The sequence below is a fragment of the Actinomadura sp. NPDC048394 genome, from assembly GCF_040651755.1.
Classification (GTDB): domain Bacteria; phylum Actinomycetota; class Actinomycetes; order Streptosporangiales; family Streptosporangiaceae; genus Spirillospora; species Spirillospora montaniterrae.
In genome coordinates this window covers 1-26,787 of sequence record NZ_JBEZJL010000082.1, presented here as the reverse complement: position 1 = coordinate 26,787, position 26,787 = coordinate 1, and the positions used below count along the sequence as shown (strand labels likewise).

At 72.5% G+C, this 26,787-nt stretch carries 25 protein-coding genes and 2 tRNA genes; 19 read left to right on the top strand and 8 right to left on the bottom strand.

Features of this window, described 5'->3' with window-relative positions:
• Positions 1-70 precede the first annotated feature (70 nt).
• Entirely contained in the window at positions 71-355 is a 285-nt protein-coding gene (locus AB0C78_RS41160) for a mycoredoxin (protein WP_360759029.1), read from the bottom strand.
• A 174-nt stretch (positions 356-529) separates the two neighbouring features.
• On the opposite strand from AB0C78_RS41160, the gene AB0C78_RS41155 reads away from it, so the two are divergent.
• The 5 genes from AB0C78_RS41155 to AB0C78_RS41135 all read left to right on the top strand — a co-directional run bounded on the left by AB0C78_RS41155 (position 530) and on the right by AB0C78_RS41135 (position 4,878).
• Positions 530-2,596, top strand: coding sequence for an ATP-dependent DNA helicase UvrD2 (locus tag AB0C78_RS41155; RefSeq protein WP_360759027.1), 2,067 nt, complete (start codon positions 530-532; stop codon positions 2,594-2,596).
• Between the two features lie 85 nt (positions 2,597-2,681).
• Positions 2,682-3,557, top strand: a complete 876-nt coding sequence (gene tesB, locus AB0C78_RS41150; RefSeq protein WP_151542745.1) for an acyl-CoA thioesterase II — start codon at positions 2,682-2,684, stop codon at positions 3,555-3,557.
• A 248-nt stretch (positions 3,558-3,805) separates the two neighbouring features.
• The gene (locus AB0C78_RS41145; protein WP_360759025.1) at positions 3,806-4,156 is read left to right on the top strand and encodes a hypothetical protein; all 351 of its coding nucleotides are present in this window, start codon (positions 3,806-3,808) and stop codon (positions 4,154-4,156) included.
• A gap of 121 nt (positions 4,157-4,277) precedes the next feature.
• Positions 4,278-4,556 (top strand): WhiB family transcriptional regulator, encoded by a 279-nt coding sequence (locus tag AB0C78_RS41140; RefSeq protein WP_173099222.1) that lies wholly within the window; start codon positions 4,278-4,280, stop codon positions 4,554-4,556.
• Between the two features lie 127 nt (positions 4,557-4,683).
• Positions 4,684-4,878, top strand: coding sequence for a hypothetical protein (locus AB0C78_RS41135; RefSeq protein WP_360759022.1), 195 nt, complete (start codon positions 4,684-4,686; stop codon positions 4,876-4,878).
• A 179-nt stretch (positions 4,879-5,057) separates the two neighbouring features.
• Here the strand turns inward: AB0C78_RS41135 and AB0C78_RS41130 are convergent, their stop codons facing one another.
• A complete protein-coding gene (locus AB0C78_RS41130) occupies positions 5,058-6,389 on the bottom strand; it encodes an AarF/ABC1/UbiB kinase family protein (RefSeq protein WP_360759020.1) in 1,332 nt (443 codons plus the stop codon).
• A 210-nt stretch (positions 6,390-6,599) separates the two neighbouring features.
• On the opposite strand from AB0C78_RS41130, the gene AB0C78_RS41125 reads away from it, so the two are divergent.
• From AB0C78_RS41125 to AB0C78_RS41115, 3 genes are all read left to right on the top strand, one after another.
• Entirely contained in the window at positions 6,600-7,400 is an 801-nt protein-coding gene (locus tag AB0C78_RS41125) for an enoyl-CoA hydratase/isomerase family protein (RefSeq protein WP_360759018.1), read from the top strand.
• Positions 7,401-7,554: 154 nt separating this feature from the next.
• Positions 7,555-8,106: a M48 family metallopeptidase gene (locus AB0C78_RS41120; RefSeq protein ID WP_151542764.1), complete on the top strand. Its 552-nt coding sequence runs from the start codon at positions 7,555-7,557 to the stop codon at positions 8,104-8,106.
• Positions 8,103-8,768 (top strand): hypothetical protein, encoded by a 666-nt coding sequence (locus AB0C78_RS41115; RefSeq protein ID WP_360759016.1) that lies wholly within the window; start codon positions 8,103-8,105, stop codon positions 8,766-8,768. Before AB0C78_RS41120 ends, AB0C78_RS41115 begins: the two co-directional genes overlap by 4 nt.
• Positions 8,769-8,778: 10 nt before the next feature.
• On the opposite strand, the gene AB0C78_RS41110 is transcribed toward AB0C78_RS41115, so the two are convergent.
• Genes AB0C78_RS41110 through AB0C78_RS41100 form a run of 3 tightly spaced genes read right to left on the bottom strand, consistent with a single transcriptional unit; the run spans position 8,779 to position 10,933 of the window.
• Positions 8,779-9,336, bottom strand: a complete 558-nt coding sequence (locus tag AB0C78_RS41110; RefSeq protein ID WP_360759014.1) for an NUDIX hydrolase — start codon at positions 9,334-9,336, stop codon at positions 8,779-8,781.
• Positions 9,333-9,518 carry a hypothetical protein gene (locus AB0C78_RS41105; protein ID WP_151542739.1) on the bottom strand — a complete coding sequence of 62 codons (186 nt, stop codon included), beginning with the start codon at positions 9,516-9,518 and terminating at the stop codon, positions 9,333-9,335. The genes AB0C78_RS41110 and AB0C78_RS41105 overlap by 4 nt, the downstream gene beginning before the upstream one ends.
• Complete coding sequence (locus AB0C78_RS41100; protein ID WP_360759012.1) at positions 9,515-10,933, bottom strand: zinc-dependent metalloprotease; 1,419 nt, start codon at positions 10,931-10,933, stop codon at positions 9,515-9,517. Before AB0C78_RS41100 ends, AB0C78_RS41105 begins: the two co-directional genes overlap by 4 nt.
• 89 nt (positions 10,934-11,022) lie before the next feature.
• Between AB0C78_RS41100 and AB0C78_RS41095 the strand changes: the two genes are divergently transcribed.
• On the top strand, positions 11,023-12,105 hold the full coding sequence (locus tag AB0C78_RS41095; protein WP_360759010.1) for an NAD-dependent epimerase/dehydratase family protein: 1,083 nt from the start codon (positions 11,023-11,025) through the stop codon (positions 12,103-12,105).
• A gap of 81 nt (positions 12,106-12,186) precedes the next feature.
• Here the strand turns inward: AB0C78_RS41095 and AB0C78_RS41090 are convergent, their stop codons facing one another.
• Positions 12,187-15,117: a UPF0182 family protein gene (locus tag AB0C78_RS41090; protein WP_360759008.1), complete on the bottom strand. Its 2,931-nt coding sequence runs from the start codon at positions 15,115-15,117 to the stop codon at positions 12,187-12,189.
• A 110-nt stretch (positions 15,118-15,227) separates the two neighbouring features.
• Between AB0C78_RS41090 and AB0C78_RS41085 the strand changes: the two genes are divergently transcribed.
• From AB0C78_RS41085 to AB0C78_RS41065, 5 genes are all read left to right on the top strand, one after another.
• Positions 15,228-15,767, top strand: coding sequence for a PPA1309 family protein (locus tag AB0C78_RS41085; protein WP_151541374.1), 540 nt, complete (start codon positions 15,228-15,230; stop codon positions 15,765-15,767).
• A 32-nt stretch (positions 15,768-15,799) separates the two neighbouring features.
• Positions 15,800-16,246, top strand: a complete 447-nt coding sequence (locus AB0C78_RS41080) for a molybdenum cofactor biosynthesis protein MoaE (RefSeq protein ID WP_151541373.1) — start codon at positions 15,800-15,802, stop codon at positions 16,244-16,246.
• Between the two features lie 28 nt (positions 16,247-16,274).
• Complete coding sequence (locus tag AB0C78_RS41075) at positions 16,275-17,324, top strand: PDZ domain-containing protein (protein ID WP_360759005.1); 1,050 nt, start codon at positions 16,275-16,277, stop codon at positions 17,322-17,324.
• A gap of 57 nt (positions 17,325-17,381) precedes the next feature.
• Positions 17,382-17,455, top strand: a tRNA-Met gene (locus tag AB0C78_RS41070).
• Positions 17,456-17,777: 322 nt separating this feature from the next.
• Positions 17,778-19,340, top strand: a complete 1,563-nt coding sequence (locus AB0C78_RS41065; protein WP_360759003.1) for an acyl-CoA synthetase — start codon at positions 17,778-17,780, stop codon at positions 19,338-19,340.
• Here the strand turns inward: AB0C78_RS41065 and AB0C78_RS41060 are convergent, their stop codons facing one another.
• The gene (locus tag AB0C78_RS41060) at positions 19,341-20,435 is read right to left on the bottom strand and encodes a helix-turn-helix domain-containing protein (protein ID WP_360759002.1); all 1,095 of its coding nucleotides are present in this window, start codon (positions 20,433-20,435) and stop codon (positions 19,341-19,343) included.
• Positions 20,436-20,536: 101 nt separating this feature from the next.
• On the opposite strand from AB0C78_RS41060, the gene AB0C78_RS41055 reads away from it, so the two are divergent.
• The 3 genes from AB0C78_RS41055 to AB0C78_RS41045 all read left to right on the top strand — a co-directional run bounded on the left by AB0C78_RS41055 (position 20,537) and on the right by AB0C78_RS41045 (position 24,726).
• Entirely contained in the window at positions 20,537-21,451 is a 915-nt protein-coding gene (locus tag AB0C78_RS41055; protein ID WP_360759000.1) for a proline dehydrogenase family protein, read from the top strand.
• Between the two features lie 17 nt (positions 21,452-21,468).
• Positions 21,469-23,100 (top strand): L-glutamate gamma-semialdehyde dehydrogenase, encoded by a 1,632-nt coding sequence (pruA, locus tag AB0C78_RS41050; RefSeq protein ID WP_360758998.1) that lies wholly within the window; start codon positions 21,469-21,471, stop codon positions 23,098-23,100.
• A 123-nt stretch (positions 23,101-23,223) separates the two neighbouring features.
• The gene (locus AB0C78_RS41045; RefSeq protein ID WP_360758996.1) at positions 23,224-24,726 is read left to right on the top strand and encodes a serine/threonine-protein kinase; all 1,503 of its coding nucleotides are present in this window, start codon (positions 23,224-23,226) and stop codon (positions 24,724-24,726) included.
• 9 nt (positions 24,727-24,735) lie between these two features.
• Here AB0C78_RS41045 and AB0C78_RS41040 read toward each other — a convergent pair whose 3' ends face one another.
• Complete coding sequence (locus AB0C78_RS41040; protein ID WP_360758994.1) at positions 24,736-25,938, bottom strand: cytochrome P450; 1,203 nt, start codon at positions 25,936-25,938, stop codon at positions 24,736-24,738.
• Positions 25,939-26,008: 70 nt separating this feature from the next.
• On the opposite strand from AB0C78_RS41040, the gene AB0C78_RS41035 reads away from it, so the two are divergent.
• Positions 26,009-26,653 carry a TetR family transcriptional regulator gene (locus AB0C78_RS41035; RefSeq protein WP_360758992.1) on the top strand — a complete coding sequence of 215 codons (645 nt, stop codon included), beginning with the start codon at positions 26,009-26,011 and terminating at the stop codon, positions 26,651-26,653.
• Between the two features lie 45 nt (positions 26,654-26,698).
• A tRNA-Met gene (locus AB0C78_RS41030) sits at positions 26,699-26,772 on the top strand.
• The last annotated feature ends 15 nt before the right edge of the window (positions 26,773-26,787 follow it).

Sequence of the window (26,787 nt, the reverse complement as noted above, 5' to 3'; positions counted from 1 at the left end):
GCTGCTCCCCGCGCACGCGGGGATACGAAAGGCCCGCCGACCGCTCGGTCGGCGGGCCTTTTGCTCAGCTTCAGCCCGCGAGTTCCGCCAGGCGACGCTTGACTTCCTTGGCGCTCGGGTTCGTCGCGGCGGAGCCGTCCGGGAACAGGACCGTCGGCACGGTCTGGTTGCCGCCGTTGACGCTCATCACGAACTCGGCGGCCTTCGGGTCGCGCTCGATGTCGATCTCCACCATCTCGATGCCGTCGCGGGCCAGCTGGCTCTTCAGCCGCCGGCAGAACCCGCACCAGGTCGTCGTGTACATGGTGAGCTGGCCGGTCGGGCCCTCGACCCGCTCGGTCGTCGGCGTCGCCATCGGTACGTCGTCTCCCTCGTTCGTTCGGACGATCTGTGCACTCGCCTCCCGAAGAACACTAGATACCCCTCCGGCATTCCGCGAGCGGGGGCGCGACCGCGACCGGCGCGGCCGTCCGTCCACAATTCGTGGTGCGGGCGGATACGGTCGAGGCGGACTGGGAGTATGAGGTGCATGTTGGCTGAGTCGGTGCTGGAGGGGCTCGACCCCGAACAGCGGGCGGTCGCGGAGGCGGTGCAGGGTCCGGTGTGCGTCCTCGCGGGCGCCGGGACGGGCAAGACCCGCGCCATCACGCACCGCATCGCGTACGCGACGCTCACCGGGGTGGTGACGCCGCAGCGGGTGCTCGCGGTGACGTTCACCACCCGCGCCGCCGGCGAGCTGCGCAGCCGGCTGCGGCAGCTCGGCGCGCCCGGCGTGCAGGCCCGCACGTTCCACGCGGCGGCGCTGCGCCAGCTCAGCTACTTCTGGCCGCGGGTCATCGGCGGCGACCCGCCCAAGATCGTCGACTCGAAGATCGGGCTGGTCGCGGACGCGGCGCGCGCGTGCGGGCTGTCGCTCGGCCGCACCGAGCTGCGCGACGTCGCCGGCGAGATCGAGTGGGCGAAGGTCACCCAGCACCGCCCCGAGGACTACCCGGCCGCCGTCGTGCGGGCGGCGCGCCGGCCGTCCACCGAGGCGGTGGACGTGGCGCGCGTCTACGCGATGTACGAGCAGCTGCGGCGCGAGCGCAACCTGCTCGACTTCGAGGGGATGCTGGAGCTGACCGCCGCCGTCCTCACCGAGCACCGCGAGGTCGCGAACCAGGTCCGCGAGCAGTACCGGTACTTCGTCGTCGACGAGTTCCAGGACGTCAACCCGCTGCAGAAGATGCTGCTGGACACCTGGCTCGGCGACCGCGACGACCTGTGCGTCGTCGGCGACCCGAACCAGACGATCTACTCCTTCACCGGCGCCACCCCGTCCTACCTGCTCGGCTTCACCCGCGAGCACCCGGACGCGAAGGTCGTGAAGCTCGTCCGCGACTACCGGTCGACGCCGCAGGTCGTGCGGCTGGCGAACGGGGTGATCGACCAGGCGAGGGGGACGCGGCACCGGCTGGAGCTCGTCGCGCAGCGCGAGAACGGCCCCGAGCCGGTGTTCAACGAGTACGACGACGAGGTCGCCGAGGCCGACGACACGGCGCGGCGGGCCCGCAAGCTGATCGACGAGGGCGTCCCGGCCCGCGAGATCGCGATCCTGTTCCGGATCAACGCCCAGTCGGAGACGTACGAGGCGGCGCTCGCGGCGGCCGGCGTCCCGTACGTGCTGCGCGGCGCGGAGCGGTTCTTCGAGCGGCCCGAGGTGCGGGAGGCGGTCGTCCGGCTGCGCGGCGCGGCCCGTGCGGGCGCCGACGCCGAGACCGACGGCACCGGGTTGATCATGACGGTCCGGCACGTGCTGTCCGGGGCGGGGTTCTCCGACCGGCCGCCGGAGGGCGCGGGCGCGGCCCGCGCGCGCTGGGAGTCCCTCGCGGCGCTGGCGCAGCTCGCCGAGGACATGGCCGCCGACGACCCGAAGGCGGGCCTGCCGGAGTTCGTCGCCGAGCTGGAGGAGCGCGCGGCGGCGCAGCACGCGCCGCCGCTGGAGGGCGTGACCCTCGCCTCGCTGCACGCCGCCAAGGGCCTGGAGTGGGACGCGGTGTTCCTCGCCGGGATGGCGGAGGGCACGCTCCCGATCGTCTACGCCAAGACGCCCGAGCAGATCGAGGAGGAGCGCCGGCTGCTCTACGTCGGCGTCACGCGCGCGCGCGTCCATCTGACGCTGTCGTGGGCGCTGGCGCGGTCGCCGGGCGGGTCGCAGCTGCGCCGCCCGTCCCGGTTCCTCGACGGCCTGACCGGCAAGACCACCACGCACATGCCCGCGCGGGTCGACCGTACGAAGCGTCGCGTCACCAAGGGCCCGCAGCCGTGCCGGGTGTGCGGGCGGCCGCTCACCGCGGCCGTCGAACGCAAGCTCGGCCGCTGCGAGGACTGCCCCTCCGAGCTGAACGAGGAGCTGTTCCTCGCGCTGAAGGACTGGCGCGCCGAGGTGTCGGCGGAGCAGCGGATCCCGGCGTACGTGGTGTTCACGGACGCGACGCTGCAGGCGATCGCCGAGCACTGCCCCGAGTCGCTGGAGGAGCTGGCGCGCATCCCCGGCGTCGGCAAGGTGAAGCTCGACCGCTACGGCGAAGCCGTCCTCGGCCTCTGCGGAGTGTGACACCGCCCTCAGCGCGGGGCCCGCGCCCGGGGTGGCGCGGGGGTGAGAGCCCCGTCACAAGGGCGGATACGGAAGACTGGCGGTCGTGAGCGATTCCCTGAAGGCACTGCTGGACCTGCTGGATCTCGAGCAGATCGAGAACGACATCTTCCGCGGCCGCAGCCCCGAGGAGCGCCGGCAGCGTGTCTTCGGCGGGCAGGTGGCCGGGCAGGCGCTGGTCGCCGCCGGACGCACCGTCCCGGTGAACCGGCCGGTGCACTCGCTGCACGCCTACTTCATCCGGCCGGGCGACCCGCTCGTCCCGATCGTCTACACGGTCGACCGGGTCCGCGACGGCCGGTCCTTCACGACCCGGCGGGTCAGCGCCATCCAGCACGGCAAGGCGATCTTCACGCTGTCGGCGTCGTTCCAGGTGGTCGAGGACGGCCCGGCGCACCACGCGCCGATGCCGGACGCCCCCGACCCGGAGACGCTGCCGGACTCGATGACCCGGCTGACGCCGCTGTTCGGCGAAGCGGGCGCCCGCGCGTTCGTCGAGCGGCGGCCGTTCGACGTCCGGCACGCGACGCCGCTGACCTGGGAGGCGGCCAAGGACCCGGCGCTCGCCTCGCCGGAGTCGGTGGTGTGGCTGAAGGTGATCGGCGAGCTGCCCGACGACCCGCTGCTGCACGTGTGCCTGATGACGTACGCGTCGGACATGACGCTGCTCGACACCGTCCTGCTCAACCACGGGCTCGCCTGGGGAGACAAGCGGACGATGGGCGCCAGCCTCGACCACGCGATGTGGTTCCACCGGCCGTTCCGCGCCGACGACTGGCTGCTCTACTACCAGGACACCCCGTTCGCCGGGGGCGCGCGGGGGCTGGCCCGGGGGCAGGTGTTCACCCGCTCAGGGGATCTCGTGGTGTCGGTGATGCAGGAGGGACTCGTCCGCGTGTCCGACTCCGGCCGGGAGCGATGACGGGACGCGCCGCGTCCCGTATGAGATGATCGTCTTGTAAGGCGCTCCCGGGAGTTTCGACGCCGCGCGAGCGGCGCCGGTTCCGGGGAACGAGGGTGAAGTCACCCACAAAACCGCAGGTCAAAAATACCTTGATTGCTTCGGCGGAGTGCCCGTACGCTCGTCGCGAGCAATCAACCGGCCGACCGGTGTGGATCTTGGATCCGCCGGCCCCGGCCCGAGGAGCCAGAGAGGTGGTGTGCAGTCCGGTGATCAACACGTCGATGAAATCGCAGGCGTCCTGGACCGCGGCATGCCCCGGCACCTCGAACGCGTATGCCGTCACGTGTGTCCGGACCCCGCTCGGCATGAAGCCCGGCGGCCCGGCGCGCCTCGGCGTCGCCCTGCCGGCCGGCGCGGCCGGGCAGCGGCTCCGCGTCGACGGCACCCGTCTGCGCGATCTACGTGATCTGCGCCTCGAGCAGCGAATCCAGGACGAGCAGGGGTGGAGTGTCTTCGCATTCGAAGGCATGACGTCCCAGGCTCCGGCCACGGCCCACATGGGCGCCACCCCGGCGGGTGGCGTGTCGGGTCCGTATCCCTGGAGGCGACCGGTCTAGCAAGACACCGGCAAGCCCCCAGGCCGCGGATCCGATACCGGATCCGCGGCCTTCTTCTTTGCCCGGACGACCCAACCGACACGCCCGTTGAGATCCAACGAGAGGAACCAGGGTGACTGTGATGCAGGGGGCTCTCGCCATCAGCGAGGAGGACCTCACTCTTCCGTGCCGGACCGACCCCGAACTGTTCTTCGCCGAGGCGCCCGCCGACGTCGAGCTCGCCAAGGCGCTGTGCCTGGAGTGCCCGCTCCGCAAGGAGTGCCTCGCCGGCGCGCTCGAGCGCAAGGAGCCGTGGGGGGTCTGGGGCGGCGAGCTCTTCGTCCGCGGCGTGATCGTCGCGCGCAAGCGGCCCCGCGGCCGCCCGCGCAAGCACCCGCTCCCGGACGAAGCGGCCGTGTGAGGCTCTGATGCCGACCGTGTCCGCCGTACCGACGAGGTTCGCAGAACCGACCGAGATCGGCCGTATCGAGCCCAGAGGCGCGGTCCCCGCGCGGGGACCGCGCCTCCGGGCGGCCGGGGAGAACGAGATGACGTTGCTCAGCCAGGACCTGTCGCGGGAGCGAATACCCGCGACCGTGCCCGACGAGCTCGCCGCCCGCGTGCGCGCCCTGCGGCGCGCGCGCCGGGAGGCGCAGACGAGGGCGTCGCGGGTGCGGCGGGTGCTGCTCGCGCCGACCGCGTCCCGGGACGCCGACGCGCACGTGTCGAAGAACCACCGGTGACCTTCTCCGGTCCACCGGTCGCAGGCCGCCGGCCCGCCGCTTCTTGGATGGTTTCGGCGGGCGCCACCTGAACCCGGCCTCCCGGTGGACACCGTGCGCCGGCCCCCACTTGCCGGACGCACCGAAACGGGCCCCGCCCGCGCCTCATCAGCGCGAGCGGGGCCCGTTCGTTCTAAAGATCAGCCGGTGACGAGCTCGCCGTCCTCGTCGTCGGCGAAGCCGGGCACCCACTTCAGCGACTCGGCGCGGGCCGGGATCTCGCACTCCAGCTGGCACAGCACGCCGGTGCCGGCCGACAGCACCCGGTGGATGATCACGTACTCGGGCGGCAGGTTCAGCTGCCGGACGACGTTGGTCGGCCGCAGGTCGGTGACGCGGGCGGCCATGTCGCGCAGCCACTCGCGGTTGAACTTGAACGTCTCGGTGACGAACGGCTCGGTGATCGGGGCGAGGAACGCCTGCAGCGCCTCGGCGTCGATCTCCACGCCCTCGCGGATGAAGTCCTCCTCGCGCAGCGCGTCCTCGATCTCGTCGATGTCGGCCATCGTGCCGATCCGCAGCAGCAGGCCGAGCCGCCGCTGGAAGCCGCCGGGGATGCGGTCGACGGCGCCGAAGTCGAGGACGCCGAGCCGGCCGTCGTCCAGCAGCCGGAAGTTGCCGGGGTGCGGGTCGCCGTGCAGCATCCCGGACCGCTTCGGCCCCGACAGCAGGAACCGGCAGTACAGCAGCGCCGCGTGGTTCCGGGTTTCCTGGTCGCCGTCGCTGATGATCTTCGAGAGCGGGGTGCCCTCCATCCACTCGGTGACCAGCACGTCGCCGGACTGGGCGATCACCTCGGGGATGTAGAAGTCGGGGTCGTCGAGGTAGGCGTCCCGGATGATCGTCTGGGACTCGGCCTCGATGGTGTAGTCGAGCTCCTCGACGACCCGTTCCTTCAGCTCGGCCAGCATCGACTTGACGTCCAGCCCCGGCATCAGGATCCCGAACAGCCGGCCGAGCCGGGCGAGCTGGTTGAAGTCGCTGATCAGCGCCTTGCCGGCGCCCGGGTACTGCACCTTCACCGCGACGGCGCGGCCGTCGGACCACACGGCGCGGTGCACCTGGCCGATGGACGCGGCGGCGGCGGGCTTGTCGTCGAACGAGGTGAAGCTGTCGCGCCAGTCCTCGCCGAGCGCCTCGGCGAGCACCTTGTGGACGGCCGAGGCGGGCAGCGGGGGAGCGGCCTCCTGCAGCTTGGTGAGGGTGGCGCGGTACGGCCCGGCGATCTCCGGCGGCAGCGCCGCCTCGAAGATCGACAGCATCTGGCCGAGCTTCATCGCGCCGCCCTTGAGCTCGCCGAGCACCTTGAACAGCTGCTCGGCGGTGCGCGTCTGGATCTCCATGGCGACGGCCTCGGCGGGCCGGCCGATGGTCCGCTTCCCGAAGCCGAGCGCGGTGCGCCCCGCGAAGCCGAGGGGGAGGGACGCCAGCTTTGCTGACCGCGTCACCGCGCGGCGGGGAAGATCGCTCACGCGGACCATTGTCGGTGATCGGCTGTCGTTCGCGCCACAACGACTGGGCACCAAATCCCGGGCCCTGACGAGGTGAAACGCTGTGACCTGCGCATCCGTGGTAAGTGTGCGCTTTCTCACGCATCTCCCGCGGCCGGACGCGGCCCGCTCCGGCGCCCCGGAGGGGGCGCCTGAACGCGGCGCGGGCCCCGCACGGTACGGTGCGGAGCCATGTCCGGAGAACAGGCCGAGGTGCTGCGGGTCGAGCGCCGTCCCGACGGGATCGCCGTCCTGACGCTGAACGACCCCGCCCGGCGCAACGCGATGTCCGACGAGATGACCGCCGCCTACAAGCGGGCCGTCGCGGACCTGCGCGGCGACTCCGGGCTGCGCTGCGTCGTGCTCACCGGGGCCGGCACCGCGTTCAGCTCCGGCGGCGACCTCTCCTGGCTGGCCGACACCAACTCCGTCGCCGTCCCCCCGCTGCGCGACCGGATGCTCGAGTTCTACCGGACGTGGCTGATGATCCGGAGCCTCGAAGTCCCCACGATCGCCGCCGTGAACGGTCACGCCGTCGGCGCCGGGCTGTGCCTCGCCCTGGCCTGCGACCTGCGCTACGCCGCCGAGGACGCCAAGCTCCTCGCCCCCTTCACCGCGCTCGGCCTGCACCCCGGCATGGCCGCGACCTGGCTGTTCCCCGAGGTCGCCGGGCTGCCGCTGGCCCGCGAGATGCTGCTGGCCGGACGCGTCCTCACCGGCGCCGAGGCCGAGCGGCACGGCCTGGTCAACCAGGCCTTCCCCCGCGCCGACGTGCTGGGGGAGACGATGAAGATCGCCGAGAGGATCGCCGCCAACGCGCCCATCGCCACCCGGCTCACCAAGGTCGCCCTGGCGGACGGCGGGCACGCCGACATGGACGCCGCACTCCGGTGGGAATCGCTCGCCCAGCCCGTCACGATGGCGTCCCAGGACATGATCGAAGGACTCACCGCCCAGCGGGAGAAGCGTTCCCCGCGCTTCACCGGCGCTTGACGAGGTTGTGGAAACCCCCTGAGGCTCCACCAAAAGATGGGCTCTGACCTGGGCTGACGCCAAACACCCCCTGTGGAGGACGCAAAATTTTGGGTACGGTTGCGCCGTGCCCCCTAACGTTGAGGTCCGCCGCAGCACCAGGCGCCGCCGGACCGTGTCCGCCTACCGCGACGGGGACAAGGTGGTGGTGATGGTGCCCTCCAGGCTCAGCAAGGCCGAAGAGGAGCAGTGGATCGCCACCATCCTGGAACGGCTGGAGGAGCGCGAACGCCGCCGCCGCCCCTCCGACGCCGCCCTCCAGTCGCGCGCCCACGAGCTGTCCCGCCGCTACCTGGACGGCCGCGCCGACCCGGTCAGCGTCCGGTGGGTCGCCAACCAGCGCACCCGCTGGGGCTCCTGCACCCCCGACGACGGCACGATCCGGCTGTCCACCCGGCTGCGCGGCATGCCGTCCTGGGTCGTCGACTACGTGCTGATCCACGAGCTGGCGCACCTGCTGATCCCGGGACACGGCGCCGACTTCTGGCAGCTCGTCGGCAACTACCCCAAGGCCGACCGGGCCCGCGGGTACCTGGAGGGCGTCGCCGCCGCCGCGCACCTGCCGCTGGAGGCGGACGCGCCCGACGAGGAGCCCGTCCACGACGACGGCATGCACCACGGCGACGGCCTGCACGGCGACGGCTTCCCCCACGAGGTCGCCGGGTGACCCTGCCCGGGAACCCGCCCGCCTCCGCGATCACGGGCCGCTGCGCCGCGGTCCTGCCGTTCGACCCGTCCGGCCCGCCCGCCGCTCCCCCCGGGGTGGACGGCGCCGAGTTCCGCCTCGCCATGCTCGAGGACGTCTACGAGGTCGCCGCCGGCCTGGAGTTCGTCACGGCCGCGCTCGCCGTCGACCCGGACGGCCCCCCGGACGCCGAGACGATCACCTGGCCGGGCACCCCGATCGTCCGCGCGCCCGCTCCCGCCGCCGCCTTCGCCGCGCTGCACGCGCTCGGCGCCTCCGAGGCCGCACTGATCGTCCCGGACGCCCCCGACCTGCCGCCGCTGCTGCTCGGGAAGCTGTTCCGCGCCCTCGGCAGCGCCCCCGCCGCCGCCTGCCAGGCCGCCGGCGGGAACGGCCTCGTCGCGCTCGCCGCCCGGCTGCCGCTGCCCGGCTGGCTCGCCGCCGCGCTCGACGACCCCGGCGCCGGATTCGACGCCCCGGACGCCCTCGCCCGGCTCCGCGCCGCCGCCCCGCGCCCCGGCCTCGTCCCGCAGGGACCCGGCTGGCACCGCATCCGCACCCCCGCCGACCTGCGCTTCCTCGACCCCGGCCTGGAAGGCTGGGAGAACACGCGGGCCCTCCTCGAAGGCTCCCCGCTCCGCTGACACCCCGCCGCTAGCGTTGGACGGCGCGGGCGACGAGGCGGCGCAGGGCGTCGTCGGTGTCCTCCGGGAGGGCGTCGACGGGGAACCAGGCCAGATCGTCCGACTCGTCCGACACCACGTGCCGGGCGCCCTCCGGAGCGATCAAGACGTACTGGACGTCCAGGTGCCACGTCCCCGCCGGATGGCAGCGCACCCGGTGCCGGTCCAGCTGGACGGGCCCCGGAACCGGCCGCAGGTCCGGGATGCCGGACTCCTCCGTCGCCTCCCGTAGCGCCGCGCCGGCCAGCGTCGCGTCACCGGGCTCGCAGTGCCCGCCGAGCTGCAGCCACGCCTTGATCTTGGAATGCAGCGTCAGCAGGACGCGGGTTCCCGACGCGTCGAGCACCGCCGTGCTCGCCGTGATGTGCGCTTCGGCGCATTCGCGCCACATCCCGTCCGCCGGGTGCTCCTCCAGATGCGCGAGGAACTCCCGGCGCAGCCTTTCCTGGCCGGCATCGGGCGCCTCCCAGGACGACAGCACCCCGAAAGCGTCGGCGTACAGCGGGGCCGTCGCGGACGGAGCCGTCACGTGCGGTTGGCGCGGGCGTAGGGCGAGCTGGCCGGATGCCGGCGGCGCCGCTCCTGGTCCACGGGCCGCTGCCAGCACAGGCTCTCCCGCGCGACCCGCCGCCGGATCACGTTCGTGGACGACCCCGGCTCGTACCGGCAGCCGTTCACCCGGGACGCGTGCGGGACGCGCATCACGCTCACGACCGGGGCCCCGCGTCGCCCGGCCCCGCGTCCCCCTCGCCGGGGTCGTCGGGCTTGCCGTCCGGGTCGTCGCCGGGCTTGTCGTCCGGCTTCTCGTCGGCGCCCGCGGACGCGTCCTCCTCGGCCGCCGTGGTCAGGTTCGTCAGGTCGAGGTCGGACAACCCCTCGATCTCCCGGCCGTGCACGAAGCCGTCCGGATCGTCGAGATCGTCGGCCGTCGGCAGCAGGTCGGGGTGCTCCCAGACCGCGTCGCGGCCCTGCGCGCCCCGCACCTCCGTCAGCTTGCGCCACAGCGCCGCGGCCTCGCGCAGCCGCCGCGGCCGCAGCTCCAAGCCGACCAGCGTCGCGAACGTCCGCTCCGCCGGGCCGCCCGTCGCGCGGCGCCGCCGCACCGCCTCGGCCAGCTTCACCGACTCGGGCAGCCGGCCCTGCGCCACCTCGTTGACCACGGTGTCGACCCAGCCCTCGACCAGCGCGAGCGTCGTCTCCAGCCGGGCCAGCGCCGCCTTCTGCCGGGGCGTCTCCTCCGGCTGCAGCTGGATCTCGCCGCCCAGCGCCTCCTGGATCGCCTCCGGGTTGCTCAGGTCGAGCCCCTGCACGGCCTGCTCGATGCCCGACAGGTCGACCGTGATGCCCCGCGCGTACTCCTCGACGGCGCCGAGCAGGTGCGCCCGCAGCCACGGGACGTGCGCGAACAGCCGCTGGTGCGCGGCCTCCCGCAGCGCCAGGTACAGCCGGACCTCGTCCTCGGAGACCTCCAGGCCCGAGCCGAACGCCTCGACCCCGGCGGGCAGCAGCGCGCCGACGCCGTCGGGCGCCAGCGGCAGCCCCACGTCCGCCGAGCCGGTCACCTCGCGGGCGAGGGCGCCGAGCGCCTGCCCCGCCTGGCCGCCGACCATCGCGCCGGCCATCTGCTTGACCATCCCGATCAGCGGCCCGGCCATCGCCTGCATCTCGGCGGGCATCTCGCCCGCGCCGCCGAGCGCGCCGCCCATCGACTCGACCATGCGGGACGCGATCGGGTCGCAGACCTTCGCCCACACCGGCAGCGTCTGCTCGATCCACTCCGACCGGCTCCACGCCTTCGGCGACCGGATGCCGGCGGGCAGCGTCGTGCCCTCGTCCAGCCACAGGTCGGCCAGCCGCAGCGCCTCCTCGACCTGGCGCCGCTCGGCGTCCACGATCGACGGGTCGCCCTGCTCGACCACCTGGTGGCGGGCGATGTTCTTGGCGAGGTCCCAGTTCAGCGGGCCGCCGGACGCGCCGCCCTGCCCCTGCGCGCCGATCATGTCCGCGAACCGGTGCAGCATGTCGGCGAACTGCGCCATGTCGCCGCCCATGCCCTTGAATGGATCCTGGGGACGGTCGTCGTCTCCGTCGCCGGGACGGTTGAAGCCGAAGGGAGTGTCACTCATCGGTTCGCCCCTGGGATGCATGATGGGCTCATATCCGCAACGTTAGCCGGTCCCGGCAAGGTCGCGTACTCAAGGAAGGGGGCACCTCCGTGGCAACGGGCAAGGTTCGCCCTCGGCGTAGCAAGGCCCCGGTCGTCGCCGTCACCGGTGCGGCCTCCGGGGCGGGGCGGCTGCTGGCCGCCCGGCTCGCCGAACGGGAAGACATCCGCAAGGTCGTCGCCATCGACGGGCACCGCGGCGACGTGACCGGCGCCACGTGGCGTGTCGTCGACATCCGGGACCCGCTGCTGTCGAACCGGCTCTCCGACGTGGACGTGATCGTCAACCTGGACGTCGAGCACTCCCCGGACGTGGACGGGAAGGAGCGCCGCACCCACAACGTGCGGGGCGCGCAGACCGTCGTGACCGCCGCCGCGGCCGCCCGGGTCCGCCGTGTGGTCCTCGTCACCAGCGCCATGGTGTACGGCGCCGGGCCCGGCAACGAGGTACCGCTGCTCGAGGACGCCCCGCTGCTCGCCGAGGCCAACGTCAGCATCGCGGGCGACTACCTGGAGATCGAGGAGCTGGCCGCGACCGCGCCGCTCACCCACCCCGGGCTGGAGATCACCGTCGTGCGGCCCGCCGCGCTCGTGGGGCCCGGCGTGGACACCGTCGTCACCCGGCACTTCGAGGCGCCCCGGCTGCTGTCGGTGAAGGGCAGCACGCCCGGCTGGCAGTTCTGCCACATCGAGGACCTCGCGTCCGCCCTGGAGGTGATCGTCGCCGAGGACCTCCCCGGGCCGGTCGCGGTCGGCTGCGAGGGCTGGCTCGGCCCCGAGGAGGTCACCGAGATCACCGGCAAGCGCAGCTTCGAGCTGCCCGCCGCGCTGACGTTCGGGATGGCGCAGCGGCTGCACCGCCTCGGCATGACCCCGGCGCCCGCCACCGACCTGCACTACGTCGCCTACCCGTGGGTGGTCGACTGCGCCCGGCTGCGCGCCGCGGGCTGGAAGCCGGGCTACGACAACGCCGCCGCGCTGCGCGTGGTGATGGAGGAGACCGCCGGGCGGCACGCCGTCGTCGGCCGCCGCGTCGGCGGCAAGGAGGCCACCATGGCGACCGCCGCCGGCGCGACCGTCGCCGCGATCGGCGCCGCCGCCGCGATCCGTCGCGCCCGCAAGCGCCGCCGCTAGCCCGCCCCCGGCCGCCCGTCCCGCGCGGGCGGTCCGCCCGGTCCGGCCTGCCGGGGCAGCCTGCCGCGTTCGTCGGCGGGGTCAGCCGGACGACGCCTCCGCCGGGCCGCTCGGCGACGGGGACGCCGACGGCGAGGCGGTCGCGTCCGGCGTCGGCTTCGGCTGCTGCTTCCCGCCCGCCTGCTGCGCCGCCGACAGCGCCTCCTGCGCCCGCTTGATCCGCTGCCAGGCCTCGCCCATGCCCGGGTAGTTGCCCTTGTGCTGGGCGTTCTCGTAGTCGTTCACGGCCTTCTGCAGGTCGCTGATCGCCTGCTGCTCCTGCGGCGTCAAACGTCCGTCACCGGACCCCGACCCCGCCACCGCCGGGGGCCCCGACCCGCCGAGAACCTGTTTCAGCGCGTCCGCGAACGTGCCGGCCGCCGCGATCCGCGTCCCGTACCGGACCAGCACCTTGCCGAGGAGCGGGTACGGCTGCTGCTCCTTCCCGCCGGACGCCTTGGTGTACATCGGCTCGACGTACAGCAGGCTCCCCCCGAACGGGATCGTCAGCAGGTTCCCCGCGACGGTCTTCGTCCCGCCCTGCCGCAGCGCGAACAGGTCGCCCTTCACCTGCGAGTCCGTCTCGAACGAGTTCTGCACCTGCCCCGGGCCCGGCGGCTGCGCGTCCCGCGGCATCTGCAGGATCCGGATCTGCCCGTAGTACTTGCTCGCCGGGTCGGAGTCGACCGCCATGAACGCCGCGAGCTGCGGGTTGTCGCGCGGGTTGAACACCGTCGTCAGCGAGAACGCCGCCGCGCCGTCGAACGGCGACGGCATCTTCAGGCTCTGGTAGTACGGCGGCTGCAGCTTGCCCCGCGTCGTCGGGTCCTGCGGCACCTCCCAGAACCCCTCGCCGTTGTAGAACGCCGACGGGTCCGTCACGTGGTACTTGGTGAGGACCTGCCGCTGCACCTTGAACAGGTCCTGCGGGTAGCGGAAGTGCGCCAGCAGGTCGTCCGGGATGTTCGCCTTCGGCTGGACGGTGTCCGGGAAGACCTTCATCCACGTCTTGAGGATCGGGTCCTCGGTGTCCCACTGGTAGAGGTGGACCGCGCCGCTGTAGGCGTCCACCGTGGCCTTCACCGAGTTCCGCATGTAGTTGATGTGGTCGTTCGCCTGCCGCGCCACCGAGGAGCGGGTGTCGGTGATCGTGTCGCGGGTCGCCTCGCCGAGGCTCGTCTGCTCCGAGTACGGGTACGCGCCGGACGTGGTGTAGCCGTCCACGATCCACACGACCCGGCCCTGCACCACCGCCGGATACGGGTCGCCGTCCAGCGTCAGCCACGGCGCCGCCTTGTGCACCCGCTCGCGCGGCGACCGGTCGTACAGGATCCGCGCGTCCTTCTTGATCGCCCCGGACAGCAGCAGGTTCTTGTCCTGGAACCGGGCCGAGTACAGCAGCTTGTGGAAGAACGAGTCGACCGGGACGCCGCCGCCCCCGTCGTAGGTGGTGCTCTGCTGCCCGTCGTCCGGGCTGTTGTCGGGGTAGTTCAGCTCCTGCTGGCCCTTACCGCCCACCACCGAGTAGCGCGGCGACCGCTCCCCGAAGTAGATCTCCGGCCGCGCCACCTGGATCTGCTGGCCGGACGACGCCGGCATGTCGCGGGTGATGAAGTCCGGGTTCCCGCCCTGCGCCATCTGGTCGCCGTACGCCGACACGAACCCGTAGCCGTGCGTGTAGACCATCCGGTCCTTCACCCAGCTGCGCTGCCCCGACGGAGCGCCCGACAGCTCCCGCAGCGCCACCACCGTGTCGGTGGTCCTGCCGTCCACGGTGTAGCGGTCGACGTCCAGGGTGTCGGGGAACTTGTAGAACGGGCGGATCCGCTGCAGCTGCTCGAACGTCGGGCCGACCACGTTCGGGTCCAGGACGCGGACGCCGCCCAGCCCGTTCGCCTCGTCCTGCAGCTTCTTCTGGTCCGTCTGGGGCGACGACCCGTACTGGACGACCTGCGCGCCGCCCACCCCGTACGCCCGCCGCGTGAAGTCGATGTTGCGCTGGATGTACCCGCGCTCCTTGGCCAGCTCGTCCGGCTTCACCTGGAACTGCTGGATCAGCAGCGGATACAGCCCGCCCAGCAGGATCGCCGACAGCACCAGCAGCGTGAACCCCACGCCCGGCAGCATCATCCCGCGCCGCAGCAGGTTGCTGAAGAACATCACCGCGCACAGCAGCGCTATGACCGCCAGGATCGTCTTGGCGGGCAGCAGCGCGTTCACATCCGTATAGGACGCGCCGGTCGTCACGCCGCGCTCCGAATGGACGAGCCCGTACCGGTCCAGCCAGTACGCGACCGCCTTCAGCAGCACGAAAATCCCCACCAGCACCGACAGATGCGCGCGCGCGGGCGGGCTCGCCTTGTCGCCCGGTCCCTGAAGCCGCAGCCCGCCGTACAGGTAATGCACCATCACCGCGGCCAGGAACGACAGGATCACCGTCGCGAACACCACGCCCAGCACCAGCCGCAGGAACGGATAGGTGAAGACGTAGAACGACACGTCCTTATGGAACTGCGGGTCCTTCACGCCGAACGGCGTCCGGTTCAGGAACGCCAGCCACACCTGCCATTGGCCCGCCACCGACGACCCCGTCAGCACGCCCAGCAGGAACAGCAGCCCCAGCGAGATCAGCCGCCGGCGCGGATCGATCACCGACCGGTACCGCTCCAGCCCCTGCTGCTCCACCGACAGCGGCCGGTACGCCGGGCGCAGCCGGTACGCCACCGCCACGTTCGCGCCCACCACCAGCGACATCAGCAGGCCCGACCCGGCGAACAGCACCGCCTCCGCGCGCAGCTGCGTCGTGTACACCTTCGAGAAGCCGACCGAGCGGTACCACAGCAGATTCGTGTAGACCGCGGTGAAGACCAGGAAAGCGACCAGCAGGAACGCCAGCGCCACCAGGACCGGCAGCATCAGCCGGGTGCGCCCGGCGCCGAACCGGCGCCCGGTACCGGCAGTCCGGAAGGCCAATTGCCCCTCCGATCGAGATCGCCCCCCACCGGCCGCGGGCCGGTGCTGTGTAAGCAACTTACCGACTACCACCGGGGTTCCCGCATTTCCCGGTCCCCGGACGGGGAAAGATGGGCCCCGTGAGTCTTCTGGAAGAAGTCGTGCTGGACCTCGAACGCCACTCGGCGCAGGAGGGCTGGGACTCCGCGCCCCGCCTCTACGCCCTCGTCCGCAGCACCGAGCTGCGCCGCGCCGAGCCCGACCTCGCCGACCAGCTCGGCCTGCCCCCCGACGCCGACACCCTCGCCGCCCTCGAACAGCCCGCCCTCCCCGAGAAGGCCGGCGTCGAGGACGCCCTCGCCGCCATCGCCTGGCCCGACACCGTCGAAGGCTGCGCGCTCGTCATCGAACGGGTCGTGCTCCCGCCCGAGGCCGAGGACGACATCCCCGAGGACGAGGCCGAAGCCGCCGAATACGCGGCGAACCACCCCAAGCGCGAGGACGTCCGCATGATCGTCGGCGTGCTCCGCGACGGCACCCGGCACTCCGCCCTCCGGCTCCGCCGCCACGACACCGACGACGAGGTCCTCGCCGGACCCGACCTCGTCCCCGCCCTCGCCGAAGCCCTCGCCGGCACCTTCGAGCCCGACGAGCCCGCCCCTCGCCCCTAGCGGGCCCGCCGCGGAAAGGTAGCCTGCAGGACGTGAGCGAAGACAGCGCCGCCGCCGGAACCGCCATCCGGCTCGCCGAGATCCGCGACACCCCGCTGTCCGTCGACGAGGTGTTCGCCGCCGTCGGCGACCCCGCCGCCGGCGGCGTCGCGCTGTTCGTCGGAACCGTCCGCGACCACGACCACGCCCGCGACGTCCGCGCCCTCTCCTACAGCGCCCACCCCACCGTCGAACGCGAACTGCGCGCCGTGATGGAGAAGGTCGCCGCCGACTTCCCCGTCCGCGCCCTCGCCGCCGTCCACCGCGTCGGCGACCTGGAGATCGGCGACCTCGCCGTCGTCGTCGCCGCGTCCTGCCCCCACCGGGCCGAAGCCTTCGATGCCTGCCGCCGCCTCATCGACGACCTCAAGGCCCAGGTGCCGATCTGGAAGCACCAGACCTTCGCCGACGGGGGAGACGAGTGGGTCGGGGCCTGCTGACCCGCCCGATCCGCATAGAGTTCCGACCATGTCTCGTCGTGCCGCCACGCTCACCGTCGCGAGCGTCCTCATCCTCGCGCTGGCCCTCGTGGGCTCCCTCATGCCGGTGCCCTACATCGCGCTGATGCCCGGCCCCACGAGCAACACCCTCGGCACGAACGAGAAGGGCCAGCAGGTCATCACCATCGACGGCCGGCAGACCTACCCCGACGAGGGACACCTCAACTTCACCACCGTCACCTACCGCGGCGGCCCCGGCGGACGCATCGACCTGTTCACCGCCCTGCGCGGCTGGCTCGACCACGACACCGCCATCGTCCCCGAAGAGCTCTACTTCCCCAAGGACGAGAGCCAGAAGCAGGTCGACCAGGAGAACACCCGCCAGATGCAGGACTCCCAGCAGAGCGCCAAGGCCGCCGCCCTGCACGAACTCGGCGTCCCCCTGCAGACCCAGGTGATCGTCCAAGGCGTCCAGAAGGGCCGCCCCGCCGACGGCAAGCTCCAGCCCGGCGACCAGGTCACCGCCCTCGACGGCGCCAAGGTCACCAGCACCGCCCAGGTCACCGGCGCCATGGCCAAACGCAAGATCGGCGACAAGGTCACCCTGACCGTCCAGCGCGGCGGCAAGGACACCACCCAGACCTTCACCACCGTCGCCGACCCCACCGGCAAGCGCGCCGTCGTCGGCGTCGTCCTCGGCGACCAGTACAAGTTCCCCTTCAAGATCGACATCAGCGTCGGCGACATCGGCGGCCCCAGCGCCGGCCTCATGTTCGCCCTCGCCATCTACGACAAGCTCACCCCCGGCCCCCTCAGCGCCGGCAAGTTCATCGCCGGCACCGGCGAGATCGACGCCGACGGCCAGGTCAGCCCCATCGGCGGCATCCAGCAGAAGATGATCGCCGCCCGCCGCGCCGGCGCCACCGTCTTCCTCACCCCCAAGAAGAACTGCTCCGAAGCCCTCGGCGCCCGCCCCGCCGGCCTCCGCCTCGTCCGCGCCGACACCCTCCACACCGCCATCCAGGCCATCAACGCCATCACCACCGGCAAAGGCGCCGTCCCCGCCTGCACCAAATGACCCGCCCCGAAACCGATTTGGTCCCGCCCCCGCCATGCAATACAGTTGAGCCATCACCGCGGGGTGGAGCAGTTCGGTAGCTCGCTGGGCTCATAACCCAGAGGTCGCAGGTTCAAATCCTGCCCCCGCTACGGGTCCTAGGGTCCGTGTGGTCGCGCCTTCGGCGCTTCCCCACGGACCCTTCGCCGTTTATCGGGGGGGCGACCCCCCGGACCCCCCGGTGTGGGGGCTCCGCCCCCACGCCCCCGGGCGCGCTTCGCGCGCGTTTGGGGCTTCGCCCCTTGCCCCCTCGGGCTTCGCCCTTCGTCCTGCTTGTGCGGGTTGTTGCTCTGCGCCCTCTTTGAGGCTTCGCCCCTTGTCTCCGTTGGTTGGGGTTGGTTTGTTGGATGGGTGGCCGGATTGGCTGTTTCGGTATGATCCAGGTCACTTGACCAGCGGAAAGTGTGGTGTTCGATGTCCTCGGCGGTGGCGCGTGCCCGGCAGCACTCCTACGGCGATCTGTTGCACCGGACGGCTCGGCGGTATCCGGGGAAGGTCGCGGTGGTGAGCGGCGAGGTGCGGTTCACGTACGCGGAGTTCGACGCTGCGGTGAACCGGGCGGCGAACGCGCTGGCGGGGCGGGGGCTCGCGAAGGGCGACCGGCTCGCCCTGCTGTCCCACAACTGCTGGCAGTACGCGGTGCTGGCGTTCGCGACGGCGAAGCTGGGCGTGGTGCTGGTGCCGGTCAACTTCATGCTGGGCGCCGACGAGATCGCCTACATCCTGGGGCATTCGGGTGCCTCCGGGATCGTGGCCGAGGGCGCGCTGGTGCCCGTCGCGGAGAAGGCGCTCGCGGCGGCCGGTGTCGAAGGGGGCGTCCGGGGACGGATCGGGGACGGCCCCGCCGGGTGGGAGGACGTCGACGCGTGGTGCCGCGACGGGTCCGCCGCGGCGCCGGACGTGGCGGTGGGGGACGACGACCCGCTGCGGCTGATGTACACCTCGGGGACGGAGTCGCGGCCCAAGGGCGTGATGCTGACCAGCCGGTCGCTGATCAGCCAGTACGTGAGCTGCGTCGTCGACGGGGAGATGTCCGCCGACGACGTCGAGGTGCACGCGCTGCCGATGTACCACTGCGCGCAGCTGGACTGCTTCTTCTCGGTCGACGTCTATCTGGGCGCGACCAGCGTCATCCTGCCGGGGCCCGATCCGGCTCTGCTGCTGGAGACGATCGAGCGGGAGAAGGCCACGAAGCTGTTCTGCCCGCCGACGGTATGGATCTCGCTGCTGCGGCACCCGGATTTCGAGACGCGGGACCTGTCGAGCCTGCGGAAGGGGTACTACGGGGCGTCCGCGATGCCGGTCGAGGTGCTGCGGGAGCTGCTGCGGCGGCTGCCGGACGTGCGGCTGTGGAACTTCTACGGGCAGACGGAGATGGCGCCGCTCGCGACGATCCTGCGTCCGGACGAGCAGCTGGAGCGGGCCGGCAGCGCGGGGCGGGCCGCCATCAACGTCGAGACGATGCTCGTGGACGACGACGGTCGTCCGGTGCGTGCGGGCGAGGTCGGCGAGATCGTGCACCGGAGCCCGCACGCGGCCCTGGGGTACTACAACGACGAGGCCAAGACCGAGGAGGCGTTCCGGGGCGGGTGGTTCCACTCCGGGGACCTCGGGATCATGACCGAGGACGGCTACCTGTCGGTGGTCGACCGGAAGAAGGACATGATCAAGACGGGCGGGGAGAACGTCGCCAGCCGGGAGGTCGAGGAGGCGATCTACGAGCTGGACGGGGTCGCCGAGGTCGCCGTCTTCGGGATCGCCCATCCGCGCTGGATCGAGGCCGTCACGGCGGTCGTCGTGCCGAAGCCGGGGGCCGCGCTGGCCGCCGACGACGTGCACGCGCACGTGCGGGAGCGGCTCGCGGGCTACAAGCGGCCCAAGTACGTGGTGCTGGCGGAGTCGCTGCCGAAGAACCCCAGCGGCAAGATCCTCAAGCGCGAGCTGCGGAGCCTGCACGCTCCTCTCGCGGAGTCCTGATCACTCGTCCTGCTGGAGGTGCGGGGCGAGGGTGAGGGCTAGGTGGAGGGTTAGGCGGTCTTGGCCGTTGGTCAAGGTCAGGGCCGTCAGGTCCTCTATGCGGCGGAGGCGGTGGTAGAGGGTCTGGCGGTGGATGTTCAGGGTTTGCGCTGTTCTCTGGACGTTGCCCGCGAGGTCCAGGTAAGTGCGGGCGGTGAGGGCCAGGTCGGGGTGCTGGAGGAGGGTCTCCGTGCCGGGGGTCTGGGTCGCCTGGGTGAGCGCCTCGTCGCCGGCGGCGCGGAGGAGGCGCAGGACGCCGAGGGACGTCCAGTCGCGGGTCTCTCCGGCGGCGGCGGTGCGGGCGGCGACGCGGGCGCGGAGCCAGCCCTCGTGGACGGTCTCCAGGGTCGGGCAGGGGGAAAAGAAGCCCGCGTGGACGGGTGACGTGCGCTCCTCCAGGAGGCGGCGGGCCCGGTCGACGACGGTGCGCGGGGACGCCGACGCCGGGATCACCAGGACGTGGTCGCGCTGCCAGACCGTGGTGAGGACGGAGTGGGGGAGCAGCCACGGGTTGAGCGGGTCCGTGCTCGGGCTGCGCAGGACGGCGACGGCGAGCGGCGGGTCGGGGACGCCGGCCTCGGCGAGCTCGTTGGCGGCCTGCGCGCGGACGTCCGGCTGGGCCGAGAGGAGGTCGGCGACCTTCCAGCCGAGGTCGTCGCGCTCGCGGGCCTGGCGGGCCATGAGGAGCCCGGCGCGCTCGCAGAGCGGCATGGCGCGGGAGGCGTCGGTGATGCGCTCCTGGTCGTCGAGCAGCCAGAGGTAGCCGTAGGTGACGTTGCTCCAGCGGACGGGCAGGCAGAGCCGGCCGAGCTGGCCGAGGGAGTGGTCGGCGGGGATGCGGACGGGCCCGGTGGCGCGGGCGATGCCGTAGGACTCGAACCGGGTGCGGACGGCCTCGGTCGCGCGGCGGTGCAGGATCGAGTCCATCCGGACGGGGTCGATCGTGTCGCCGTGCGCGGCGTAGGCGACGAGGTGGAAGTCGCGGTCCTCCAGGGTCGCCGGGGCGCCGAGGAGGTCGGCGGCGAGTTCCACGATCTCTTGCAGATCAGGAGCCATAGGACATTTGTATGAAGATGCTGCTGGTTGAAAGTGGCATTTGACTATACGCGGTGAGGGGGCCGGGTTCCTACCGTCGAGGTGTCGATGGGAGGCCCCTGATGCTCGGTCCCGTTCTCCTCGCCGCCGCGCGCAGCGACCGCATGCGCGGGCTGGTGACCTCCGTGCCGCTGACGCGGCGTGTCGTCGACCGGTTCGTCGCCGGGGAGGATCTGGACGCCGCCGTCCGGGCGGTGCGGGAGCTGACCGGGGACGGGCTGCGCGTCACGCTGGACCACCTGGGCGAGTACACGCGCGAGCGGGCGCAGGCGGAGGCCACGCGGGACGCCTACCTGGCCATGTTCGAGGTCTTCGCCGACCAGGGGCTGGCACGGGGCGCGGACGCGTCGGTGAAGCTGTCCGCGCTCGGGCAGGCGCTGCCCGGCGATCTCGCGCTCGACCATGCCCGGGAGATCTGCGCGGCGGCGGACCGGGCCGGCATGACGGTCACGCTGGACATGGAGGACCACACGACCGTGGACTCCACGCTGGAGATCCTCGGCAAGCTGCGCGCCGACTTCCCGTGGGCGGGCGTGGCGATCCAGGCGATGCTGCGCCGGACGGAGGGCGACCTGCGGGACCTGGCGCACGAGGGGTCGCGGGTCCGGCTCGTCAAGGGCGCCTACGCGGAGCCGGCGTCGGTCGCGTTCGAGAGCAAGGCCGAGATCGACCGGGCTTACGTGCGCGGGCTCCGGGTGCTCATGGCGGGCGACGGCTACCCGATGGTCGGCAGCCACGACCCGCGGCTGATCGACATCGCGCGGACGCTCGCCGTCGTGAACGACCGGTCCCCCGACTCGTACGAGTTCCAGATGCTGTACGGCATCCGTGCCGGTGAGCAGCGGCGGCTCGCGGGGGACCACCGGATGCGCGTCTACGTGCCGTACGGGAGCGACTGGTACGGCTACTTCATGCGGCGCCTGGCCGAGCGGCCCGCCAACCTCGTGTTCTTCCTTCGTTCGTTCGTCTCTCGCTGAGTAGGAGGCCCCCTTTCATGGACGCCGTGACCACCGTTCCGACGCCCGCGAACGAGCCGGTGCGCGGGTACGCGCCCGGCAGCGCCGAACGGGCCCGGCTGGAGGCGAGGCTCGCCGAGCTGACCGCCGAGGCCCCGATCGACCTGCCCATGACGATCGGCGGCGAGCGGCGGCTCGGCGCGGGCGCGAAGGTCGCCGTCGTCCAGCCGCATAACCACGCGTCGGTGCTCGGCACGTTCGGGACCGCGACCCAGGACGACGCGCGCGACGCCATCGACGCCGCGCTGAAGGCGGCGCCGGCATGGCGGGCGCTGCCGTTCGACGAGCGCGCCGCGGTCTTCCTGCGCGCCGCCGACCTGCTCGCCGGGCCGTGGCGGGAGACGATCCTCGCGGCGACGATGCTCGGGCAGTCCAAGACCGTCCAGCAGGCGGAGATCGACAGCCCGTGCGAGCTGGTCGACTTCTGGCGGTTCAACGTGAGCTTCGCGCGGCGGCTGCTCGCCGAGCAGCCGATCAGCAGCCCCGGCGTGTGGAACCGGTCGGACCTGCGGCCGCTGGAGGGGTTCGTCTACGCGATCACCCCGTTCAACTTCACCGCGATCGCCGCGAACCTGCCGACCGCGCCCGCGCTGATGGGCAACGTCGTGGTGTGGAAGCCGTCGCCGACGCAGACCTACGCGGCCGTCCTGACCATGCGTCTGCTGGAGGAGGCGGGGCTCCCGCCGGGCGTCATCAACCTCGTGACCGGGGACGGGCTGGCCGTCTCCGAGGTCGCGCTGGCCCATCCGGAACTCGCCGGCATCCACTTCACCGGGTCGACGGCGACGTTCCAGCACCTGTGGAAGACGGTCGGGAACAACATCGAGAAGTTCCGGAGCTACCCGCGCCTCGTCGGCGAGACCGGCGGGAAGGACTTCGTCGTCGCGCACCCGTCCGCGGACCCGGACGTGCTGAAGACCGTGCTGGTGCGCGGCGCGTTCGAGTACCAGGGGCAGAAGTGCTCCGCCGCGTCCCGCGCCTACATCCCGCGCTCCATCTGGGAGAACGGGTTCAAGGAGCGGTTCGCGGACGAGGTCGAGGGCCTCACCATGGGCGACGTGTCCGACCTGTCGAACTTCATCGGCGCGGTGATCGACGAGCGGGCGTTCGCGAAGAGCAAGGCCGCGATCGACCGGGCCGAGGCGGACCCGTCGGTCGAGGTCGTCGCCGGCGGCTCCTATGACGACTCCGTCGGGTACTTCGTGCGGCCGACCGTCCTGGTGTCCGACGACCCGGAGAACGAGATCTTCACGACCGAGTACTTCGGGCCGATCCTCGGCGTCCACGTCTACGACGACGAGCGGTACGAGGAGATGCTCGCGCAGATGGAGTCGGTCGCCGGCTACGCGCTGACCGGCGCCGTCATCGCGACGGACCGGGCCGCGATCGCGCACGCGTCCGAGGTGCTGCGGTACGCCGCCGGCAACTTCTACGTCAACGACAAGCCGACCGGCGCCGTCGTCGGGCAGCAGCCGTTCGGCGGGGCGCGCGCGTCCGGCACCAACGACAAGGCCGGCTCGGTGTTCAACCTGCTGCGCTGGACGTCCCCGCGCTCGATCAAGGAGACGTTCGTCCCGCCGACCGACCACCGCTACCCGCACATGGGCTGACGGGGCGCGGCGCCCGCGGCCGGACCCCGCCCCCGGCCGCGGGCCCCCGCATGTCAAATGGACAACTCCGTTCGTCTGAATCCATAATCGGGGAGTGAGCGCGAAGGCCGCGGGGAGGCGGACATGACGGACGGGCCGCGGCTCGCCGCCGGAACGGAGCTCGACGGCCGGTACCGCCTGGAGAGCCTGATCGGCCGCGGCGGCATGGGCGAGGTCTGGCGCGCCGTCGACACCCGGCTGCGCCGCCCGGTCGCCGTCAAGGCGCTGCCCGCCGAGCTGGCGGACGTGCCCGGCGCGATGGAGCGGTTCGAGCGCGAGGCGGAGGCCACCGCCGCGCTCCAGCACCCCGGCATCACGGTCGTGTTCGACGTCGGCCGCACCGAGGACGGCCTCGCCTACCTGGTGATGGAGCTCCTCGAAGGGGAGGACCTCCAGACGCTCCTGCGCCGCCGTCCCGGCGGGCTGCCGGTCGCCGAGGCCGCCGGCCTCGCCGTCCAGGTCGCCGACGCCCTCGCCGCCGCCCACTCGCGCGGGATCGTGCACCGCGACATCAAGCCCGCGAACCTCTTCGTGCTCGCCGACGGGCGCCTCAAGCTCTGCGACTTCGGCATCGCCGGCCTCGCCGACGCCGCGACGCGGCTCACCCAGGACGGCGGGTCCGTCGGCACCCCGCTCTACATGGCCCCCGAGCAGTACCGCGGGGAGGCCGCCGACCACCGGTCCGACCTGTACGCGTTCGGATGCGTCCTCCACGAGCTCCTCACCGGCGAACCTCCCTTCCGCTCCGGCTCCGGCCTGCCCGGCCTGATGTACGCGCACCTGAACGAGCCGCCGCCGCGGGTCGGCGCCGTCCGCCCGGACGTGCCGCCGCACCTGGAGCGGCTCGTCCTCGACCTCCTTGCCAAGGAGGTGGACCAGCGTCCGTCGAGCGCCGGCGCCGTCGCGGCGTTCCTCCGGACGGAGGGGCAGGGCACGCCGCTCCCGCCGCCGGTCGCGCCGCCTCCCGGCCCGCCTCCGGGCCCGCCCCCGGTTCCGCTTCCGGTGGGCTTTCCGGCGCCGGGGCTCCCGCCGCACGGCCCCTCGACGAACCCCGGCACGGCCGTCATGACCGCGCCGCACCCCGCCGGCCGGCAGTCCCCGCGGCTGCTGATCGCGGCGGGCGCGGGGGTCGCCGCCCTCGTGGCCGCCGGCGCCCTCGCCGTCCTCGTCCTGCCGTCGGGCGGCGGGACGGGCGCCGGGCACGAGCCCGCCGACCCGGCCGTCCCGGCCACGACCGCGTCCTCCGCCTCGGCCTCGGCGGCCCCGTCCACGCCGGTGGTCCACAAGATCGTCTACAAGGTGACCGGCAGCGTGTCGCCCCTCTCGGTCATGGTGATGCCCCCGGACGGCGGCATGACCCGGCAGTCGGTCAAGCCGCCGTGGACGGCGAAGTACCAGGCCTCGCGGTTCACCATGCTCAGCATCAGCGGGAACACCGGGATCGAGTCCGGAACCGTGCACTGCAGCATCACCCTGGACGGCAAGGTCGTCCAGGAACGTTCCGCCAAGGGGCAGTTCGCCAGCGTCAGCTGCATGTACCAGGGGTCCTTCTACGACTACGGCTCGGGCATGCCGTCGATCGGCTGAGCGCCCCGATCAGCCGATCCCCGTCGCCGGAAGACCGATCCAGCCCCGCGTGAACGGGGACGCGATGCGCTGCGCGTTCTCCAGATCCACGCCGACGTGGGGATGGGCGCGGAGCAGCTCCTCCAGCGCGACGCGCGCCTGGAGCTTCGCCAGGTGCGAGCCGATGCAGAAATGGACGCCGCTGGAGAAGCCCAGGTGGCGCGGGATCTCCCGGGTGACGTCGAGGTCGCCGGCGGACGGGCCGAACTCCCGCTCGTCCCGGTTCGCCGCCCCGAACAGCATCATCACCTTCTGCCCCTCGGGGATCTCGACGCCGCGGACCGTGACCGGGCGCGTCGTCGTCCGGCCGAGCGCCTGCACGGACGCCTCCAGCCGCAGGAACTCCAGCAGCGCGTTCGGGATCAGCGAGAAGTCCGCCGCGAGCCGCTCCCGCTGCGCGTGGTCGGTGTCCAGCAGCATCACGCCGTGCGAGATCAGGTTGGCGGTCGTGTCGTTCCCGCCCGCCACCATCACGAAGCAGAACCCAAGGATGTCCCAGTCGGTGAGGCGCTCCCCGTCCACCTCGGCCACCGTCAGCGCGCTGATCAGATCGTCGGACGGGTCGTCCCGGCGCGCCTGGATCACGCCGGTGAAGTACTCGAACATCTCCCCGACGGCGGCGACCGCGTCGTCCTTCAGTGCTTTGAGGTCGAACCCGTCGTCCTGCAGCGTCGTCAGCGCCCGCACCCACGGGGTGAACCGCGCCCGGTCCGCCTCCGGGACGCCGAGCAGGTGCGCCAGCGCGAACGTCGGCAGCGGCGCGGAGAAGTCCCGGTGCAGGTCCGGGGTCCCGCCGTCCGCCGCGTCGCGCTCCATCCGCGCGATGTTCTCCCGGACGAACCCGCGCAGCATGTCCTCCAGCGCCGCGATCCGGCGCGGCGTGAACCCGTGGCTCACCAGCCGGCGCAGGACGGTGTGCCGCGGCGGATCCAGCATCACGATCGTCGGCGCCAGGCCCAGCGTGCCGATCTCGTCCGGATAGAACGTCAGGCCCTGCGCGGACGAGAACGCCGCCGCGTCGCGCGTCGCCGCCCAGATGTCCTCGAACCGCGACAGCGCCCAGAACGGCGGGTCGTCGTGGCGGTGGACGGGGTCCTCGTCGCGGAGCCGCCGGTACGCCGGGTACGGGTCGGCCTGGAAGCCGGGATCGAACGGGTCGTAGACGTCCGCCATGGCGCGGCCCTCCCGAGGGTTGGGGGTTGTAACGAGCACCGTTATTAACGCCCTCTGTTAGTATCACCGCGTGCCGAGAGACGCAAGCGCCACCCGAGACCGCCTCATCCGCGCCGGCGCCCGCCTCTTCGCCGCCGAAGGCATCGACGCCGCCCGCACCCGCGACATCGTCGCCCTCGCCGGACAGGGCAACGACTCCGCCATCACCTACCACTTCGGCTCCCGCGCCGGCCTCCTCGACGCCATCCTCCGCGCCGGCGTCCAGCGCATGGAACCCGCCCGCGCCGCCACCCTCCCCACCCTCCACCCCGCCGACCTCCACGGCATCGTCGCCGCCATCGTCGAACCCACCGCCGCCGAACTCCGCACCCCCGAAGGCCGCGACTTCCTCCGCATCACCGCCCAGCTCGCCGGCCGCGCCGGCATCCGCGGCCACCACGTCCCCCCCGTCATCGCCGGCACCGCCCTCACCCGCCAGCTCGACCTCCTCCAGGCCGCCTGCCGCACCCGCCTCCCCGAACCCCGCGCCCTCGAACGCATCGCCGTCGCCATCGCCTTCCTCACCGCCGCCCTCGCCGACCGCACCGGCCGCATCGAACCCGGCCACCCCGACCCCACCCTCCTCGACCACGACGCCTTCGTCACCGACCTCACCGCCATGCTCACCGCCGCCCTGCAAGCCCCCGTACACGCCCCCGCAACACCCCGTCCCTAACCGGTTTGCGCAAGCAACCCCCGCCCCATAGAGTTAAGACATCACCGCGGGGTGGAGCAGTTCGGTAGCTCGCTGGGCTCATAACCCAGAGGTCGCAGGTTCAAATCCTGCCCCCGCTACGGGTCCTAGGGTCC